Consider the following 14,519-nt stretch of genomic DNA (forward strand, 5'->3'; position numbering starts at 1 on the left):
CACCGTGACCGCCCTCCGTGACAACCTCGCCCCCCTGCGCGCCGAGCTGCTGGCGCTCGCCGAAGGAACCGTCCAGGCCCTCGGGCCCGACGAGTGGACCGTCGACCCCCGCCGGATACCCGACTGGCACCCCTGCGCCGAACTCGTCCGCGCCGAGGACGGGGCCCGCATCCTGATCCAGCAGGAACGGCTGCGCTCCGGCCGGTGGAACCTGCACGGCGTCCTGCCCGACAGCACCACCTACTACTACCGGCACGACATCGAGACCGGGACATCACCGTCACCCGCGCCAAGACCGGGGCCCAGGTCGCCCGCGACGTGCAGCGGCGGCTGCTGCCCGTCCTGGACGCGGCGGTCGCGGAGATGAGCGCCCGCCAGCACCGGCACCTGACCGGCGTGCACGAGGTCGACACCATCGCCCGGCGGTTGAAGCGCGTGCCCCTGACCACCGGCCGGCCGCCGGGGGAGGCGACCCGACGCAACGGGCAGGACAACGTCCGCACCCTGCGGTGGAACCAGGGCCCCGGGACGTCCTTCCGGTCGCCACACGCCGAGGTCAAGGTCAGCCGGGCCGAATTCAGCGGGATCGAGATCACGTGCTCGCACCTCACCGCCGACATGGCAGAGGCCGTGCTGCGCGCCCTCACCGCCTCACTGCCCGCCGCCGCGCCCGCCGCCGAGCTGGCCGCGTAGGCACCAGGCCCCGCCCCCGGCTGGCACCAGGCCCCACCCCCTCCCGCACCACCGAAGGAACAGCGCCGTGAACAGCACCACCCTGACGACCACGCTCCGCCTGCCCCGCGAGGACGGCCCCGCCGAGACCGTCACCGTCACCACCCCGGCCGGACGCGGCGCACAGAACAAGCACACCAAGGCCGTGCAGCTCGCCCTGGACCTGCCCACCGCCAGCGGCCCCGGCCGGGCCGTGAGGATCGGGGCCGACCCCCGGCGCGTCCCGCAGCCCAGCAAGGTCCGCAGCAAGGGCCGGGGCTGGCAGCGCTGGACCGAGGCCGATGGCCGTGTGAGGTACGGCGTCGCCAGCGAGGTGAACCCGCAGCAGGCCGGACTCGGCTGGGCCGGGCTCACCGCCCGCACGGTCGTCCCGGCCGACGGCGGCGAGGCGTTCGCCATCTACCGCACCGGCTCGGCCGGCTCGGACTGGGCCCGTGAAGGCGACCACATCCGGATGGTTCCCGCGCTGCTCCAGGACTGCCTGCCCGGCCTGCTCGTCAACAGCACCGAACTGGCGGCCTGACCCGCCCCGGTGCGGCCCGGACCACCGTCCGGACCGTGCCGAGGCCCGGCCAGACCCCAGGCCCCACCCCGAGCAGTCCAGGAGAGCAGCAGCATGCCGGAGTACATCGTTCCCGTCGACCTGATCACCGTGCACGTCGTCCCCGTGCTCGCCGCCACCCCCGAGGACGCCCAGCGCGAGGCCGAGCGCATCGTCACCGCCGACTGGGAGACCTGGTACGCCCACGCCGAGCCCGTGGTCGTCGGCGACGCCCTCACCCCCGCGCAGTGGGACGCCGAGCAGAAGGAGGCACCCCGACTCGGTCTCGTCCCGATGGGAACCCCCGGCCGCCGGCCGAAGAACGCCACCCCCGCGGCCAAGCCCCGGGCACCCCGCACCGACCACCACGCCGACGGCTCGAAGTGCCCGCCGAGCCACAAGCACACCAGCAGCGGCAAGCCGCTCACCGACGGGTGCACCGGTCGGACCTACTCCACCGCGAAGTGCACGTGCGGGTGGACCACCCGCAGCACCGTGAAGACCTACGTGGACGAGACCCGTCGGCGGCACCTCGCCACCGAGCACGGCTGACCGGCCGCTGGCACCAGGCCCCACCCCCTCCACGTCGAAGGAACACCCCGTGCACGTCATCCCCGAGCCGCTGCGGGTCATGGACCTGCCCCGCTCGCACACCTTCGGCTACGCCGCGCCCGGCACCGCCCCACGTCGCCCTGGTGGACGACGCCGAGCGCCGGGCGCTGTGCGCCCCGGACACCCCGCTCACCTCGGACTGGGCGCTCAACGGTGACCCGCTCTGCCCGGCCTGCGCGCCGCTCGTCCAGCTGTGACCCCAGACCCCGCCCCCGCCACCGAGGAGACCCCCGTGCCCACCGCCACCGCCACCCGCTACACCCTCACCTACCCGAAGACCAACGACCGGCCCCCGATGCGCGTGCGGTTCACCGCCGCCCCCGACGCGAAGGGCACGTGGACCGTCGAGCGCCAGCCCCTCGGTGCGGCCGGCCGAATGCTCACCGGAGACCGCCCCCGCCAGTACTTCGGGGCCGAGGCCCAGGCCCGAGCGGAGGCCGCCTACCGGGGTCTCGTCGTCCGGGAAGTCCTCCACGTCGGGCAGATGCTCGACCTGGCGCTGGAGCCCGGGGACGTCCGCTTCCAGGACGGCTGGCCGACCCTGGACGGCATGGACGCCGGGGAGTGGCTGGACTCGATGGGCACCGACTGACCGCCCGCCGGAACCAGGCCCCACCCCCTCCCCGCCCACCCGCACCACCCCCGAGGAACCCCGATGCCCAGCACCACCACCGTCCGCCTGCCCGCCGCCCTCGTCGCCGCCCTGTCCGACCGGGACGCCTTCCAGAGCAAGGGTGAAGAGGCCGTGGCCGCCGCCCTCTTCGAGACCGCCACCTACGTCAAGCGCGGGAAGGGCCGCACCGCCCACGCCACCATGACCGCCGAGCAGATCGGGGTCCTCGCGGACTACCTGCACAGCCTGCTCGGCCTGGTGGACTCCGGGATCGCCCCCGCCTCCGAGTTCGGTGTCAGCCGCTCCCGGCTCGACGCCATCGTGCGCGACCTCGGGCAGGCCCAGGACGCCACCGAGGCCCAGGACGCGCGTCGGCCGTGACCGCCCTGGGCACAGGCCCCACCCCCTCCCCGGGGTGGGGCCTGTGTCGCAATGCCGGGTGTCGGACCCCGATTTGGTTCGAGCCCACCCTTAGAGGCTATGTCTATGTTCTTTTTAGAATGTCAATAAAAAAAGACATAATGACATAGACCCCTACGCTGTGTACCCCACCCATCGCCCAGAGTGACCACCCGGGCGACCCCGCACAACGCAGGAGACACCAGTGACCACCCCCGCCCGCGCCCCCTGGATACCCGGCGGCGGAACCGCCCTGGACTGGGGCCTGCGCGACGCCTGCCCCGTCGGCGTCGGCCCCGGCGGCTACCGGGGCGAAGGCGGGAAGGTGTGGTGTCTGTCCTGCGGTGACCGCTACGCCGGGCGCCCGGCCCAGGTCGGCGACGAGCACAGCCACCGCGACGACGCGCAGTTCGCGGCCCGGCTGCACGCCGATGAGCACGAAGCCGAGATCCGCCGGTACGTCACCGCCGAGCGCAACCGCGAGGTCCGGGAGAAGTGCGGGTGGACGACGCGGGTGTACGCCCTCGTCTCGGCGGCGACCCGGGAGGACCCCGACGGTGGGGTGTGGTGGGACGGCACCGGCTACCGCCTGGTGCCGGCCGGGGCCCGGCTCGACGCGAAGGGCCGCCGGGTTCGCCGCCGCGTGGTCGAGCTGGTGCTCGCCGCCGGGTTCCTCCGACAGGACGAGCGCGGCGAAGTGTGGGCCACCGCCGACGGCCGCGCCATGCTCGCGGCCTGGCAGCACCACCGCGCGGACCTCGCCGAACCGTGGCCCGCCCGCCACGAACCCCAGGCCCTCCCCCCGCTCCCCGGCGGCCAGGAGGACCGGCGACGCCAGGAGGCCGCCCGCCAGCTCTGGGCCCAGCTCCAGCGCGAGCACGCCGAGACCCGCGCCGAACTCGTCCGGCTCCGCGAGCAGGCCGAGCAGCGGTACCAGGACGAGCTGGCCGCCGAGCGCCAGCGCCGCGCCGACGCGTGGGCCGAGCGCGAGCGCGCCGAGCGGGCCCGCACCGGAGCGGACATCGACCTGACGTGGTCCGCGGAGGGTGCCGGCCGCTGGACCGTCACCGGCTCGGGCCACGACCGCCGCCTCGTCGTCACCCTCAACACCACCGACTTCGCCCACGACTCGTACGAGATCCGGGAGAACGGCCACCACGTCTCCCGCCACCGCTACCGCCACCAGGTCGACGCCGCCGTGCGGCAGCTCCTCGCCGACGGCGTCGAGATCGGCGAGCGGACGCCAGGCCCCACCCCCGCGGCCTCCACCGAACCGGACTCCACCGTGCCCGCCGGTCCGCGCCCCACCGTGGTTGCCGGCCGCTGGCACCAGGCCCCACCCCGGGCCGCCGTGGGCAACCGACCACGGCGGCCCGCAAGGCAAAGCACCCCCGCCTCCGAGAGAAGGCGAGGGTGCTCGGGGCGGCCGGGGGCTGCTACAGCCCCAGGGCCTTTCGGATCGCGTCGATACCGTCAGCCATGGCGTGGAACTCGGGAGGGTGTACCGCACCCGAGGAGGTCAGGGTTCTGGCTGTCCCCCTGGTACACGCCGATCACGTCGCCATCGCTGTTCCGGATGGGTGCAAAGGTGGCGCATGCGCCGTTGCCCTCGCTCAGGGGGGACTTAATCCGCTCCTCCACCGGGGGCGTGACGTCGTACAGCTCTTGCTTCTCCATCACAGATCCTTGCTAAGCGTCTTGATCAGTTCGACCGAATCATGCGGAGTCAACGCCCTCCCAGCTAGGTAGTCAAACCTTCGCCGACGGGCCCGAACCTCCTTCGGGTCCTCCAGGATCGCCACGCCGGTTCCGGTGTCCATGGTGGCCACACCCGGGTCGCCCGGGGTCGGGTAGTCGATGACGTTCAGGTTGAGCTGGGTAGCCGCCGCAGCGCCAGCCGAGAACGGAATGATCCGCAACGTGATGTTCGGCCGCTGCATAGCTTCGGCGATGTGGTCAAGTTGCGACCTCATGACCGCCGGGCCGCCGACCTGCGCCCGGATTGCAGCCTCCGAGCAGAGGGCATCCAGAACGGCCGGCCGACCGGGCCTGAAGAAGATGTCCTGACGACGACGGCGGACCGTGTGCTGGACGGCAGTCTTCTCGACGCCGTTCTCGCGCTCGTGGAACTCGTCTACAGCCTGCATGTACTGGTGGATCTGGAACGGCCAAGGGATCAGTGCGCCGGTGGCAATGCTGACCTTGCTCGCCGGGTCCTCAAGCTCGATCAGTCGAACGAGGCTGCGCGGCAGGTCGGCCAGATACTCGTCCCACCAGGCCGCTTGAGAGGCCCTGGCTTCCCTGATCTCGGCCAGCAGGTCGAGCCGGATGGACTCATCTACGCCGTACAGGTCCAACATCGTCATCAGTTGCTGATCGGTGGGGAGCTGGCCACCCTTCTCCATCAGCGAGACGAGGTCCTGTGACTTGCCGAGAGCTGCGCCCACTGCGGCCTGCGTGGGGCGCGGACGCACGTCCATACGAAGGGTCCGCAGCCGCCGTCCCACGCTCGCCATGGCGCGGGACGCTTGCGCCTTCGTCACGCTCCGTTCCTCCCTGTCCAAGTCCAGCAGCAATTGTTCTGGACTGAGAGTAGCGCGCGGGCCAGCCGACTACGCCTCGTACGGGTGAAGTTTGACGGACCCTCACAAGGGGCTTGCGTACGAGCCGCTCGTACGAGGAGACTCAGTTCTGCACCAACCGCTACGAGCCATCTGCGGAGTGTAGTGCGTCCGCGTTGGCGCACGGCTCCCTCCGGCCCATCTGTGGAGGAGCTGTGCAAGGACTGACTGCTCACGTTCATGTGAGTCCGCACGTCGTCTTGATTCGATCGGAAGTGTTCGAACCGGTCCCCACCGTGGTTCGGGCGGTCCGCAGGCTCATCGGGAAGTGCTGTGTCGAGATCGGTATCGACCCGGACATTCCGGTGGTCCTCGCCAGCGAGCTGGCCACGAACGTGGTCCGCCACGTCGGGACGCCGTTCAGGGTCACGTTCGTGGCCCTGGAAGGCCGGCCGGTGTGGATCGAGGTACAGGACGGTTCCCTGGAGCTGCCCCGGCCCCGCGCCGCTGGCCCGGACGACCTCGGAGGCCGGGGCTTCGAGCTGATCGAGGCCCTGGCGGCGAAGTGGCACACCGATCGGGACATCGGCCAGGGCACCAAGATCGTCTGCGTCACACTCAAGGGGGAAGAGGAAGATGGGTCCGGCGACGGGAATCACGTCGATACAGCCTGTGCCGAAGGACAGCACGGACCTCCGGCAGGGCAGTCGGATCTACGTCGAGGCTTTGTCCCCCGAGCAGTTGCAGCAGCTCGGCCGGCCTGAGCTTCCCATCCGGCTGACGATCAGCGGCATCATTCCGGACCCCACTGGGGGGCGTCCTCCGCCGGTCCTGGAGCTGCGGTTCGACGCGGCGATGTTGGCGGACATCGAGCGGCAGATTCGGGAGCTTCAACCGCTGGCCGAACCGGGGCCGGCCGAGCCCAGCCCGGCCGACGCTGAGTCTCCGTTGGCGCCCCTCGCCCGTAGGAGCCCCGGCGAGTGGCTTCACCGGAAGTTGAAGCCCGAAGAGATCGAGGAGCGGCAAGGGACCTGGGCCGACCTCGGAGCCTCGGCCGAGAAGATGCGGGCCTTTCGGGATGCCTTGCAGCGAGCAGATGCCCTGACATGACCACCTCGGCCGAGCGGCTGGACCAGTCCGGTCCGGTGAGCGCGGACCGGCTGTGCAAGCGCTGGGGGCTCGGTCTCCACCCCCGGGGCGAATGTCTGTGCACGGAGACCCATGGTCAGCACCGCCTCCGGCGTTGACTCCACAGCTCCCAGCCTGGTTCGGACGGACACGTCCACCAGGCCGGGCCCCACCGGGAATCCCCTCGGATGGGTCATTGCACCACCCAGCAGGAAGGAACCGAGAAATGAACCCGAACGAGTCCATCATCGCGGCCGACGAGGACGACGACGTGACCGTGATCGGCGACGCGGCGGCCCTCACCATGGGCGGCCAGGCCGACGGCGGCGAGGGCAAGCGGCACGTGTACTCGTACACCGGCTGATCCTCTCGCTGTAACTGCGGTGCGGCCCTTCGGGGCCGCACCGCTCCGCGTTCTGCCAATGATCCCGGAGGGGAGACCAACATGGGCTTCGGGGGCTTCGCCAGCTCCGCGATGGGCACACCGCTCCCGTTGGGGGCGACACGGCTGCATCCGCAGTCGACCGTGTGGAGGGACGGTATGTCTGTCACCCAGCTCCACGTGGCGGAGGGTGGTCCGCCCCGCCGACTATTCGTCCTGGGGCTGAGTGGTGCGCGGCCCGCGGAGTTGAAGGCGTTGGTCGCAGGACCGCTGCCGGCCGATCTGGCTTGGCGGTGGCCGGGAGCCTACGCGGTGGTGACCGAAACCGAGCAGGAGACCTTGATCTTCACCGACCCTGCCGCAGCGCAGCCGGTCTACCTCACCCGGTTCGGCTCGGGGTGGGCTTGGTCGTCGTCGGCGCGGCTCCTCGCCGGACTCACGCGAGCCCCGGTCGATGCACGAAGGCTCGTGACTGCGGTGTTCACGCCGATGGTCCCCGCTCTCGTTGCGGGTCGGTCGTACTTCTCGGAGGTTGAGCAACTGCCCCCGGGCGCTCGCATCCGCCTTGCTCCGGGTGCCGCACCCCAGATCACGAACCTCTGGCTTCCGCAGCCGTCCCCCGACCGCGACCTGGCCGGGCGCCTTCGGTCCGAGCTGGAGAAGGCCGTGGGCCTGGGCCTGGGCGACGCTCCGTTCAGCACCGACCTGTCGGGCGGGCTGGACTCCTCGTCCGTCACGCTCCTCGCTGCCCGCCAGGCACCCGACGACGTGTGCGTGCACGCCGTGACGGTTCACCCCGAAGGGGACGAGTCGGGGGCCGACCTCCGGTTCGCCCGTCTCGTGGCGGACTCGATGCCGGGCAGGATCGAGCACCACCTTCTAACTGCGCAACGTGAACACCTGCCCTACACCGGGATCACCCAGGTGCCGGCCGCTGATGAGCCTGCACCGTCCACCATGGCCTGGGCCGGGCTGCTCCGGCAGTTGGAATGGATGGCCGAGCGGTTCGACACCCGGCTTCACCTGACTGGCGACGGCGGAGATAGCGTCTGCGCACAGCCGCCGGTCCACATCGCGGATCTGGCCCGACACCGGCAGATCCGGGCCGCTCTCGACCAGGCCGCGGGCTGGGCCCGCCTCCGGCATCTGCCACTCCTGGACATCCTCCGGCAGGCGGTCATCTCGGCCCGGATCTCCCGAGCCGACGCACTGTCCGCACTCGCCGAGCAGATCGGCCAGGACCCGTCTCCGGCGGCCGGCACTATCCGCTGGTTCCCGGCCGTACAGCTCCCGGCGTGGGCCGGTGTTGAGGCCCTTCCACTCGTACGGGGTGAGATTGAGCGGGTGGCCGCCGCTCCAGACCCTCTCATCGGGCTCGACGCCGGGCCGCGCGCTGTCATAGACGAAGTGCGCGAGGTGGCCCGGACGGCGCAGGCGGATGCCGCGCTGGCCGAAGACATCGGTATCCAGCTTCGGAACCCGTTCCTGGACGCCAGCGTGGTCAACAGCGTGGTGCGCGCCCCCATCGAAGCCCGGCCGCCCGTGTACGCCTACAAGCCGCGACTGGTGCGGGCGATGGGTGACCTGCTGCCGTCCGCGCTGGCAGCGAGGAACACGAAGGGCTCGTTCAACGCGGACTTCTACACCGGTCGGCGGGAGAACCTGGATGATCTGCTCGGACTGGCGGACGGGTTCCTCGCCGCGCTCGGCCTGGTCGAGCCCCAGGCCCTTCGCCGCGTGCTGAAGCAGGCCGCCATGGGTATGCCCGTGCCGATGGGGATTCTGGATCGCATGCTCGCCGTCGAAGCTTGGCTTCTGTCCCTGGACCGCGAGCCGGACCCGCAGTGGGTTGCGGTGCAAGAGGGGGTGGACCGTGGCTAACTCGGTCCGGTTCGTGACCATGCCGGGGCACGTTCGCGCTGTCGACTTCGGGCACGCTGTCGTCCTGGTGAACTACCGCAACGGCCAGGTGAGTACGCTCCCCGCCTCGGCCGGCGCGGCTCTCCGCCAGGCAGCGAGGTTCGGCAGCGGCCAGCATCTTCCGGAGAGGCTGCTGACCTCGCTCTTGGACGGTGGGTTGCTGGTGGAGTCCGACCGGCCTCGTCCCTGGCGGGCTGCCCGTGAGGCAAGGGCCCCGAAGTCGAGTTGGGGCGGCGATGAGTTCCGGGCCGGTCTGAGTCCGCTGCCGCCGGTTCCGCGTACTCGGTTGCTGGCGGCTGCCGCTGCCCTCGCGGCGGTCCACGCCGTGAAGGCCGCAGGGCCTAAGCAGGAGGCGATGGGGCGCGTCCTGAAGCTGGTGCACTCCGCCAGCACGACGGGGCGGAGAAGGCCGGCAACCGCCAGCGAAGCCGAGCAGGCCGTTCACGCCTCGCGTAGCGCGGGCTGGTACTCGCCGGGCCGGACCAACTGCCTTGAGGAGTCGGCCGCCGCGATGCTGCTGCTTCACCTCACGGGCAAGGCCGCGGTTTGGCGTCACGGCGTCGCGCCCGACCCGATACGGTTGCACGCCTGGATCGAGACCCTTGACGGGACACCCGTCGCCGAACCTGCGTCAGTTGGCTTGTACACAGCGATTCTTAGCATCCCCGGAGCGTTCCATGTCACCTGAAAGCTTGATCTGGCTGTCCGACGGCACCTGCGGACTCGGCCCCCTCCGGTCCGACTTGGCTGAGGAGTACTGGCGCTGGGAGGAAGACCCGTCCTCGCTGATCGGCTTCGGCCGTCCGGTCCCCGAATCACTGCCGAGTCGCGCCCAGGGCCTTCAGCAGCAGCTCGCCGGCCGGAACATCAGGTTCACGGTCTACGACCTCACCGACCCCGAGAACCCCGTGCCCGCCGGCATGACCACCCTCCAGCCCGACACCTACACCCGCGCCGCTGAGTACATCCTCGTCATCGCGCCCGACGCGCGGGGCAAGGGCCTCGCCACCTCGGCGACCCGCCTGACGCTGGACTTCGGGTTCCACGTCTCCAACCTGCGGTCCGTCTGGCTCAAGGTACTGGCCCCCAACAAGGCGGCCGTCCGCGTCTACGAGACGGCGGGCTTTCAGCACGTCGGTGCTATGCGCCAGGCCGGGTACTGGCACGGCGCGGTCTGCGACGAGCTGATCATGGACGCCTTGGCAGCGGACTTCTCGGGCCCGAGCGTCTTCAGCTCGGCGAGCTGACCGCCGCGTCCGCGACCGCACCGCACCCTCGCCGCTCACCCCCTTGCGGCGGGCTGGCCCCCGTCCTGTGTCTGCCCCCGCAGCCATAGGGCGGGGGCCCTTCCCGTAGCGCTTTGGCGGGGGCAGTAAGCGGCCACGAATAGGTCGTGGCCCCTTGCACCTCAGCCTGTTTCCGCAGGTCGGGAACAAGGTGCAAGGTCGGTGCGTTCTCCCAGGTGGTGGCCCAGACGAGCTCGTAGCGGTCGGCCAGTTCGCGCAGCCAGTCGCCGTGGCGAGGTGACAGCAGGACGGAGTAGCCCAGCAGGGTGTGGGCGTCGAAGTCGTCGTCGGGGGACGGGAACACCGGGTTCAGCACCCCGTCGACGTCCAGGTACAACAGTGGCTTGCCCATGCGGCGGTCTCCCCGGGGTCGCGGCCAGTTACCTGGTCGGACGAAGCGCGACCCCGGGAGGTTGCAAGCTGTCAGCGGCTGTCACCCGGAAGTGACGGGTTCCGGTTCCGGCGCGCGGGACGCCGGCCCGGCGACCGCCCGCTCCAACCGCCGCACCTCCGGCACCAGCAGCACCAGCCCGGCCAGCGTCGCGCAGACCAGCGCGCACCCCCACAGCGCCCCGGACAGGCCGAACGCCGCCGCGGCCGGACCGGCCAGCGCGCTGCCCAGCGGCAGCAGCGCGAACGAGCCGAACGCGTCGTACGCCGACATCCGGGACAGCAGCTCCTCCGGCACCTCCTGCTGCAACGTCACCATCCAGCCCACGATGAACACCGTGGTGCCCGCCCCCGCCAGGAACATCGCCGCCGCCACCGGCACCAGCGGCCACCCCAGCGCCAGCGCCAGCGGCGGCAGCCCGAACAGGAACACCCCGCCGTTGCCCACCAGCAGCAGCCGGCGCGGCTGCCACCGCGTCATCAGCGGACCCGCCGCCAGCATGCCGACGCTCAGCGCCGCCATCGCCGCCCCCCACGCCCCGGCGCCGCCCATCCGGTCCTCGGCCACCACCGGCCCGTACACCGCCTCCACCGCGAGCACGCAGGCGTTCGTCACCCCGAACTGCACCACGACCGCCCACAGCCACCGCCGGGCGCGGAACTCCCGCCAGCCGACCCGAAGTTCGTGCACCAGCCCGGGCCCGCCCGGCCCCCGGTCGGCGGCCACCTGCTCCAGGCCGGCCCGCAGCGCCGCCGCGACGGCGAAGCACGCCGCGTCGCCCGCCAGCACCCAGCCGGGGCCGACCGCCGCGACCAGCACGCCGCCGAGCGCCGCACCGGCGATCGACGCGCCGTTCACCGCCATCTTGAACACCGAGAACGCCTTCGCGGCGTGCTCCGCCGGCACCGCCCGCAGGATCACGCCCTCCGCGGCCGGCGCGTAGAACGCCTGCCCGGCCCCGCCCGCCGCCGAGAGCACCATCAGTGCCCACAGACCCGGCTGCCCGAGCAGCACCAGCGCCGCCAGCACCGCCTGCGAACCGGCGTTGAACACGTTCGCCCCGACCATCACCAGATGCCGCGGCAACCGGTCCGCGACCGCCCCGCCCACCAGCAGCAGCACCACCAACGGCACCGTCCGGGCCGCCGTCACGTACCCCACCTCGGCACTGCCCCATCCGGCCCCGGAGTGCAGCACGGCGAACGCGGTGGCGATCGGCGCCGCGGCGTTGCCGAGCCCGCTCACCACCGCCGCAGCGCTCTGAACGCGGTAATTGCGGCCCGCCCAGGCCGGATCGAGGAAACCCACCGCCCGACGATGACCCCGCCGCACCCCCGCTGTCCAGCGCTTTTCCCACCGGCGAAACCCACCCGCCCAACCGGCCGCCCAACCGCCCGCCCAACCGGAGCCGCACGCGGCGGCCCCGGGCGGCCTCGGCCCGGCTGTCTCCGGAGGAGGTTAATCGGTGCGGTGCCGGGCGGTCTGGGGCTGTTGTCCCTTCCCTCCCGCCCGGGCCCCCCGCCGGAGGCGGCCTCGGCCCGGCTGTCTCCGGAGGAGGTTGATCGGTGCGGTGCCGGGCGATCTCGGGCCGTTTCTCTCCCCTCCCAACCGGCCCCCCCGCCGGAGGCGGTGTCAGCCCAGGTGGCCCCAGAGGAAGCTGACGGTGCGGCGCCAGGCGATCTCGGCCTGGAGCGGGTCGTACGTGCTGGGGGTCTTCTCGTCGTTGAGGAAGGCGTGGCCGGCCGGGTAGAAGTGGATCTCGGGGCGGCGTCCGGTCGCCTCGCCGATGCGGATCGCGGCCTCGTCGACGGTCTCGGTGGGCAGCGAGGCGTCCCGTTCGCCGTAGTGGCCGAGGACGTGCGCGGTGAGGCCGGTGTAGGGGTGGTCCTCGTCCGGGAGGCCGTAGAAGGGGACGACCGCGGCGATCCGGTCGCCCTCCCGGGTGGCGAGGTGCAGGGCCAGGGCGCCGCCCATGCAGAGGCCGACGACGCCGATCGCGTCGCCGACCGTCGCCGGGTGGTCGAGCAGGTGGTCGACCGCGGCGGAGAGTTCTTCGGCGGCCCGTTCCACCGGGAGTTCGCGTCTCATCCTCGCGGCCTCGGCCCGGTCGTGGGTGACGGTGCCGCCGTACAGGTCGGGGGCGAGGGCGACGAAGCCGGCCGCGGCGAGGCGGTCGGTGAGTTCGGCGATGTGCCGGGTGAGGCCCCACCACTCCTGGACGACCAGGACGCCGGGGCCGGTGCCGGCGGGCGGTGGGGCGAGGTAGCCGTGCAGGGTGCTTCCGGGGCCGGGGAAGCTGGTGTTCTGGCGGGCGGCGCCCATGGCCTCTCCGTCGGGACGGCCGCGGGCGGCAGCTCGCGGCGGGCAGCGGGGGGTGCGACCGGCACTCTAAGCCCGGCGGGTGGCGGCGGCCGTCTCCGCCACCCGCCGTCGGTCGTCCTGCCGGCAGGTCGACCGGTTCCGTTCAGCCCATCTCCTCCAGTGCTTTGCCCTTGGTCTCCTTGATGAAGAAGGCCACGAACGGGATGGAGAGCAGCGCGAAGCAGGCGTAGATGACGTACGTCGCCGACAGGTTCCAGTCGGAGAGGTTGGGGAAGCTGACGGTGATCGCCCAGTTGGCGATCCACTGCGCGGAGGCGGCCACCGACAGGGCGAGCGCCCTGATCCGGTTGGGGAACATCTCGCCGAGCAGTACCCAGACCACCACGCCCCAGGAGAAGGCGAAGCAGAACACGAAGACGTGCGCGGCGACCAGCGCGGTGGTGGCGTACGCGTCGTCCAGGGTCGCGCTGTCGCCGGTGCCGTGCCGGAAGGAGAACGCCCAGGCGGCGACCGCGAGGGCGACGGCCATGCCCGCGGAGCCGGCCAGCGCCAGCGGCTTGCGGCCGATCCGGTCGACCAGCAGCATCGCGACCACGGTGCCGACCACGTTGACGATCGAGGTGGAGAGCGAGATCAGCAGCGAGTTGGACTCGTCGATGCCGACCGACTGCCACAGGAACGACGAGTAGTAGAAGATCACGTTGATGCCGACGAACTGCTGGAACACCGAGGCGCCGATGCCGATCCAGACGATCGGCAGCAGTCCGAACCGCCCGCCCAGCAGGTCCTTCAGGCGCGGCTTGTTCTCGGTGTCGAGCACCTGGCGGATCTCCGCCATCCGGGCGTCCAGGTCGACGCCGGAGCCCTCGACCTCGGCCAGCACCTTGCGGGCCTGCGCCTCCCGGTTGTTGGCGATCAGGTAGCGCGGCGACTCGGGGATGGACAGCGCCATCAGCCCGTAGACGATCGCGGGCACGGCCTCGACGCCGAGCATCCACTGCCACGCCTGGATGCCCGCCAGGTGGTTGGTGGACTCGCCGTCGGCGGCCTGGTTGAGCCCCCAGTTGGCGAGCTGCGAGACGGTGATGCCGAGCACGATGGCCATCTGCTGGAAGGAGGCCAGCCGGCCCCGGTAGGCGGTCGGCGCGACCTCGGCGATGTAGGTGGGGGCGATCACCGAGGCGATGCCGATGGCGATGCCGCCGAGCACGCGCCACACGCCGAGCACCTCGATGCTGGGCGGGAACATCGAGCCGACGCCGCTGATCGCGAACAGGACGGCGGCCAGCAGCATGGTGCGCACCCGGCCGTAGTGGTCGGCCAGCCAGCCGGCGACCACCGCGCCGGCCGCCGAGCCGAGCAGGGCGATGGCGACCACGAACGCGGTCTCGCCGTTGCCGACGCCGAAGTGCTTCTGGATGCCGGTGACCGCACCGTTGATCACCGCGCTGTCGTAGCCGAACAGGAACCCGCCCATCGCGGCGGCTGCGGAGATGAACACCACATGGCCGAGGTGTTCGTCCCTGGCGGCGGAGTGGGTAGCCAGTGTTCTCTCCCTACATCCCGTTCCGCCCGTTTCGGGCGGAAATATCCGGAGGTAATTCGATCAGCGGCTACCCCGCGGTACGCGTT

General features: G+C 71.6%; 18 protein-coding genes. 13 read left to right on the forward strand and 5 right to left on the reverse strand.

The features are described from left to right. Positions 1-4 precede the first annotated feature (4 nt). The 7 genes from QMQ26_RS32150 (at position 5) to QMQ26_RS32180 (ending at position 4,590) form a co-directional block, all read left to right on the forward strand. Positions 5-367 carry a hypothetical protein gene (locus QMQ26_RS32150; RefSeq protein ID WP_282203705.1) on the forward strand — a complete coding sequence of 121 codons (363 nt, stop codon included), beginning with the start codon at positions 5-7 and terminating at the stop codon, positions 365-367. Beyond that, positions 319-693 carry a hypothetical protein gene (locus tag QMQ26_RS32155; RefSeq protein WP_282203706.1) on the forward strand — a complete coding sequence of 125 codons (375 nt, stop codon included), beginning with the start codon at positions 319-321 and terminating at the stop codon, positions 691-693. The genes QMQ26_RS32150 and QMQ26_RS32155 overlap by 49 nt, the downstream gene beginning before the upstream one ends. A 67-nt stretch (positions 694-760) precedes the next feature. Further along, positions 761-1,255 (forward strand): hypothetical protein, encoded by a 495-nt coding sequence (locus QMQ26_RS32160; protein ID WP_282203707.1) that lies wholly within the window; start codon positions 761-763, stop codon positions 1,253-1,255. 93 nt (positions 1,256-1,348) lie between these two features. Next, positions 1,349-1,825: a hypothetical protein gene (locus QMQ26_RS32165; protein ID WP_282203708.1), complete on the forward strand. Its 477-nt coding sequence runs from the start codon at positions 1,349-1,351 to the stop codon at positions 1,823-1,825. Between the two features lie 292 nt (positions 1,826-2,117). Further along, on the forward strand, positions 2,118-2,477 hold the full coding sequence (locus tag QMQ26_RS32170; protein WP_282203709.1) for a hypothetical protein: 360 nt from the start codon (positions 2,118-2,120) through the stop codon (positions 2,475-2,477). A 63-nt stretch (positions 2,478-2,540) separates the two neighbouring features. After that, a complete protein-coding gene (locus QMQ26_RS32175) occupies positions 2,541-2,879 on the forward strand; it encodes a hypothetical protein (RefSeq protein WP_282203710.1) in 339 nt (112 codons plus the stop codon). Positions 2,880-3,102: 223 nt separating this feature from the next. After that, a complete protein-coding gene (locus QMQ26_RS32180; protein ID WP_282203711.1) occupies positions 3,103-4,590 on the forward strand; it encodes a hypothetical protein in 1,488 nt (495 codons plus the stop codon). Here the strand turns inward: QMQ26_RS32180 and QMQ26_RS32185 are convergent. Next, positions 4,574-5,440: a helix-turn-helix domain-containing protein gene (locus QMQ26_RS32185; protein WP_282203712.1), complete on the reverse strand. Its 867-nt coding sequence runs from the start codon at positions 5,438-5,440 to the stop codon at positions 4,574-4,576. The genes QMQ26_RS32180 and QMQ26_RS32185 overlap by 17 nt on opposite strands. 293 nt (positions 5,441-5,733) lie before the next feature. Between QMQ26_RS32185 and QMQ26_RS32190 the strand changes: the two genes are divergently transcribed. The 6 genes from QMQ26_RS32190 to QMQ26_RS32215 all read left to right on the forward strand — a co-directional run bounded on the left by QMQ26_RS32190 (position 5,734) and on the right by QMQ26_RS32215 (position 10,135). Further along, the gene (locus QMQ26_RS32190; RefSeq protein WP_282203713.1) at positions 5,734-6,222 is read left to right on the forward strand and encodes an ATP-binding protein; all 489 of its coding nucleotides are present in this window, start codon (positions 5,734-5,736) and stop codon (positions 6,220-6,222) included. Next, on the forward strand, positions 6,200-6,568 hold the full coding sequence (locus tag QMQ26_RS32195) for a hypothetical protein (protein ID WP_282203714.1): 369 nt from the start codon (positions 6,200-6,202) through the stop codon (positions 6,566-6,568). Before QMQ26_RS32190 ends, QMQ26_RS32195 begins: the two co-directional genes overlap by 23 nt. A gap of 244 nt (positions 6,569-6,812) precedes the next feature. Beyond that, positions 6,813-6,950, forward strand: a complete 138-nt coding sequence (locus QMQ26_RS32200; RefSeq protein ID WP_282203715.1) for a hypothetical protein — start codon at positions 6,813-6,815, stop codon at positions 6,948-6,950. A 111-nt stretch (positions 6,951-7,061) separates the two neighbouring features. After that, positions 7,062-8,849 carry an albusnodin/ikarugamycin family macrolactam cyclase gene (locus QMQ26_RS32205; protein ID WP_404814229.1) on the forward strand — a complete coding sequence of 596 codons (1,788 nt, stop codon included), beginning with the start codon at positions 7,062-7,064 and terminating at the stop codon, positions 8,847-8,849. 67 nt (positions 8,850-8,916) lie between these two features. Then, positions 8,917-9,576 carry a lasso peptide biosynthesis B2 protein gene (locus QMQ26_RS32210; RefSeq protein ID WP_282203717.1) on the forward strand — a complete coding sequence of 220 codons (660 nt, stop codon included), beginning with the start codon at positions 8,917-8,919 and terminating at the stop codon, positions 9,574-9,576. Then, the gene (locus QMQ26_RS32215) at positions 9,566-10,135 is read left to right on the forward strand and encodes a GNAT family N-acetyltransferase (RefSeq protein ID WP_282203718.1); all 570 of its coding nucleotides are present in this window, start codon (positions 9,566-9,568) and stop codon (positions 10,133-10,135) included. The genes QMQ26_RS32210 and QMQ26_RS32215 overlap by 11 nt, the downstream gene beginning before the upstream one ends. Here QMQ26_RS32215 and QMQ26_RS32220 read toward each other — a convergent pair. From QMQ26_RS32220 to QMQ26_RS32235, 4 genes are all read right to left on the reverse strand, one after another. Continuing rightward, positions 10,119-10,526, reverse strand: a complete 408-nt coding sequence (locus tag QMQ26_RS32220; protein ID WP_282203719.1) for an HAD domain-containing protein — start codon at positions 10,524-10,526, stop codon at positions 10,119-10,121. The two genes, QMQ26_RS32215 and QMQ26_RS32220, sit on opposite strands and share 17 nt — an antisense overlap. 81 nt (positions 10,527-10,607) lie before the next feature. Further along, positions 10,608-11,873, reverse strand: coding sequence for an MFS transporter (locus tag QMQ26_RS32225; protein ID WP_282203720.1), 1,266 nt, complete (start codon positions 11,871-11,873; stop codon positions 10,608-10,610). A gap of 324 nt (positions 11,874-12,197) precedes the next feature. Next, the gene (locus tag QMQ26_RS32230; protein ID WP_100839239.1) at positions 12,198-12,887 is read right to left on the reverse strand and encodes a dienelactone hydrolase family protein; all 690 of its coding nucleotides are present in this window, start codon (positions 12,885-12,887) and stop codon (positions 12,198-12,200) included. A gap of 142 nt (positions 12,888-13,029) precedes the next feature. Next, positions 13,030-14,391 (reverse strand): sugar porter family MFS transporter, encoded by a 1,362-nt coding sequence (locus tag QMQ26_RS32235; protein WP_282203721.1) that lies wholly within the window; start codon positions 14,389-14,391, stop codon positions 13,030-13,032. Positions 14,392-14,519 lie beyond the last annotated feature (128 nt).

It is taken from the genome of Kitasatospora fiedleri (assembly GCF_948472415.1).
GTDB lineage: Bacteria > Actinomycetota > Actinomycetes > Streptomycetales > Streptomycetaceae > Kitasatospora > Kitasatospora fiedleri.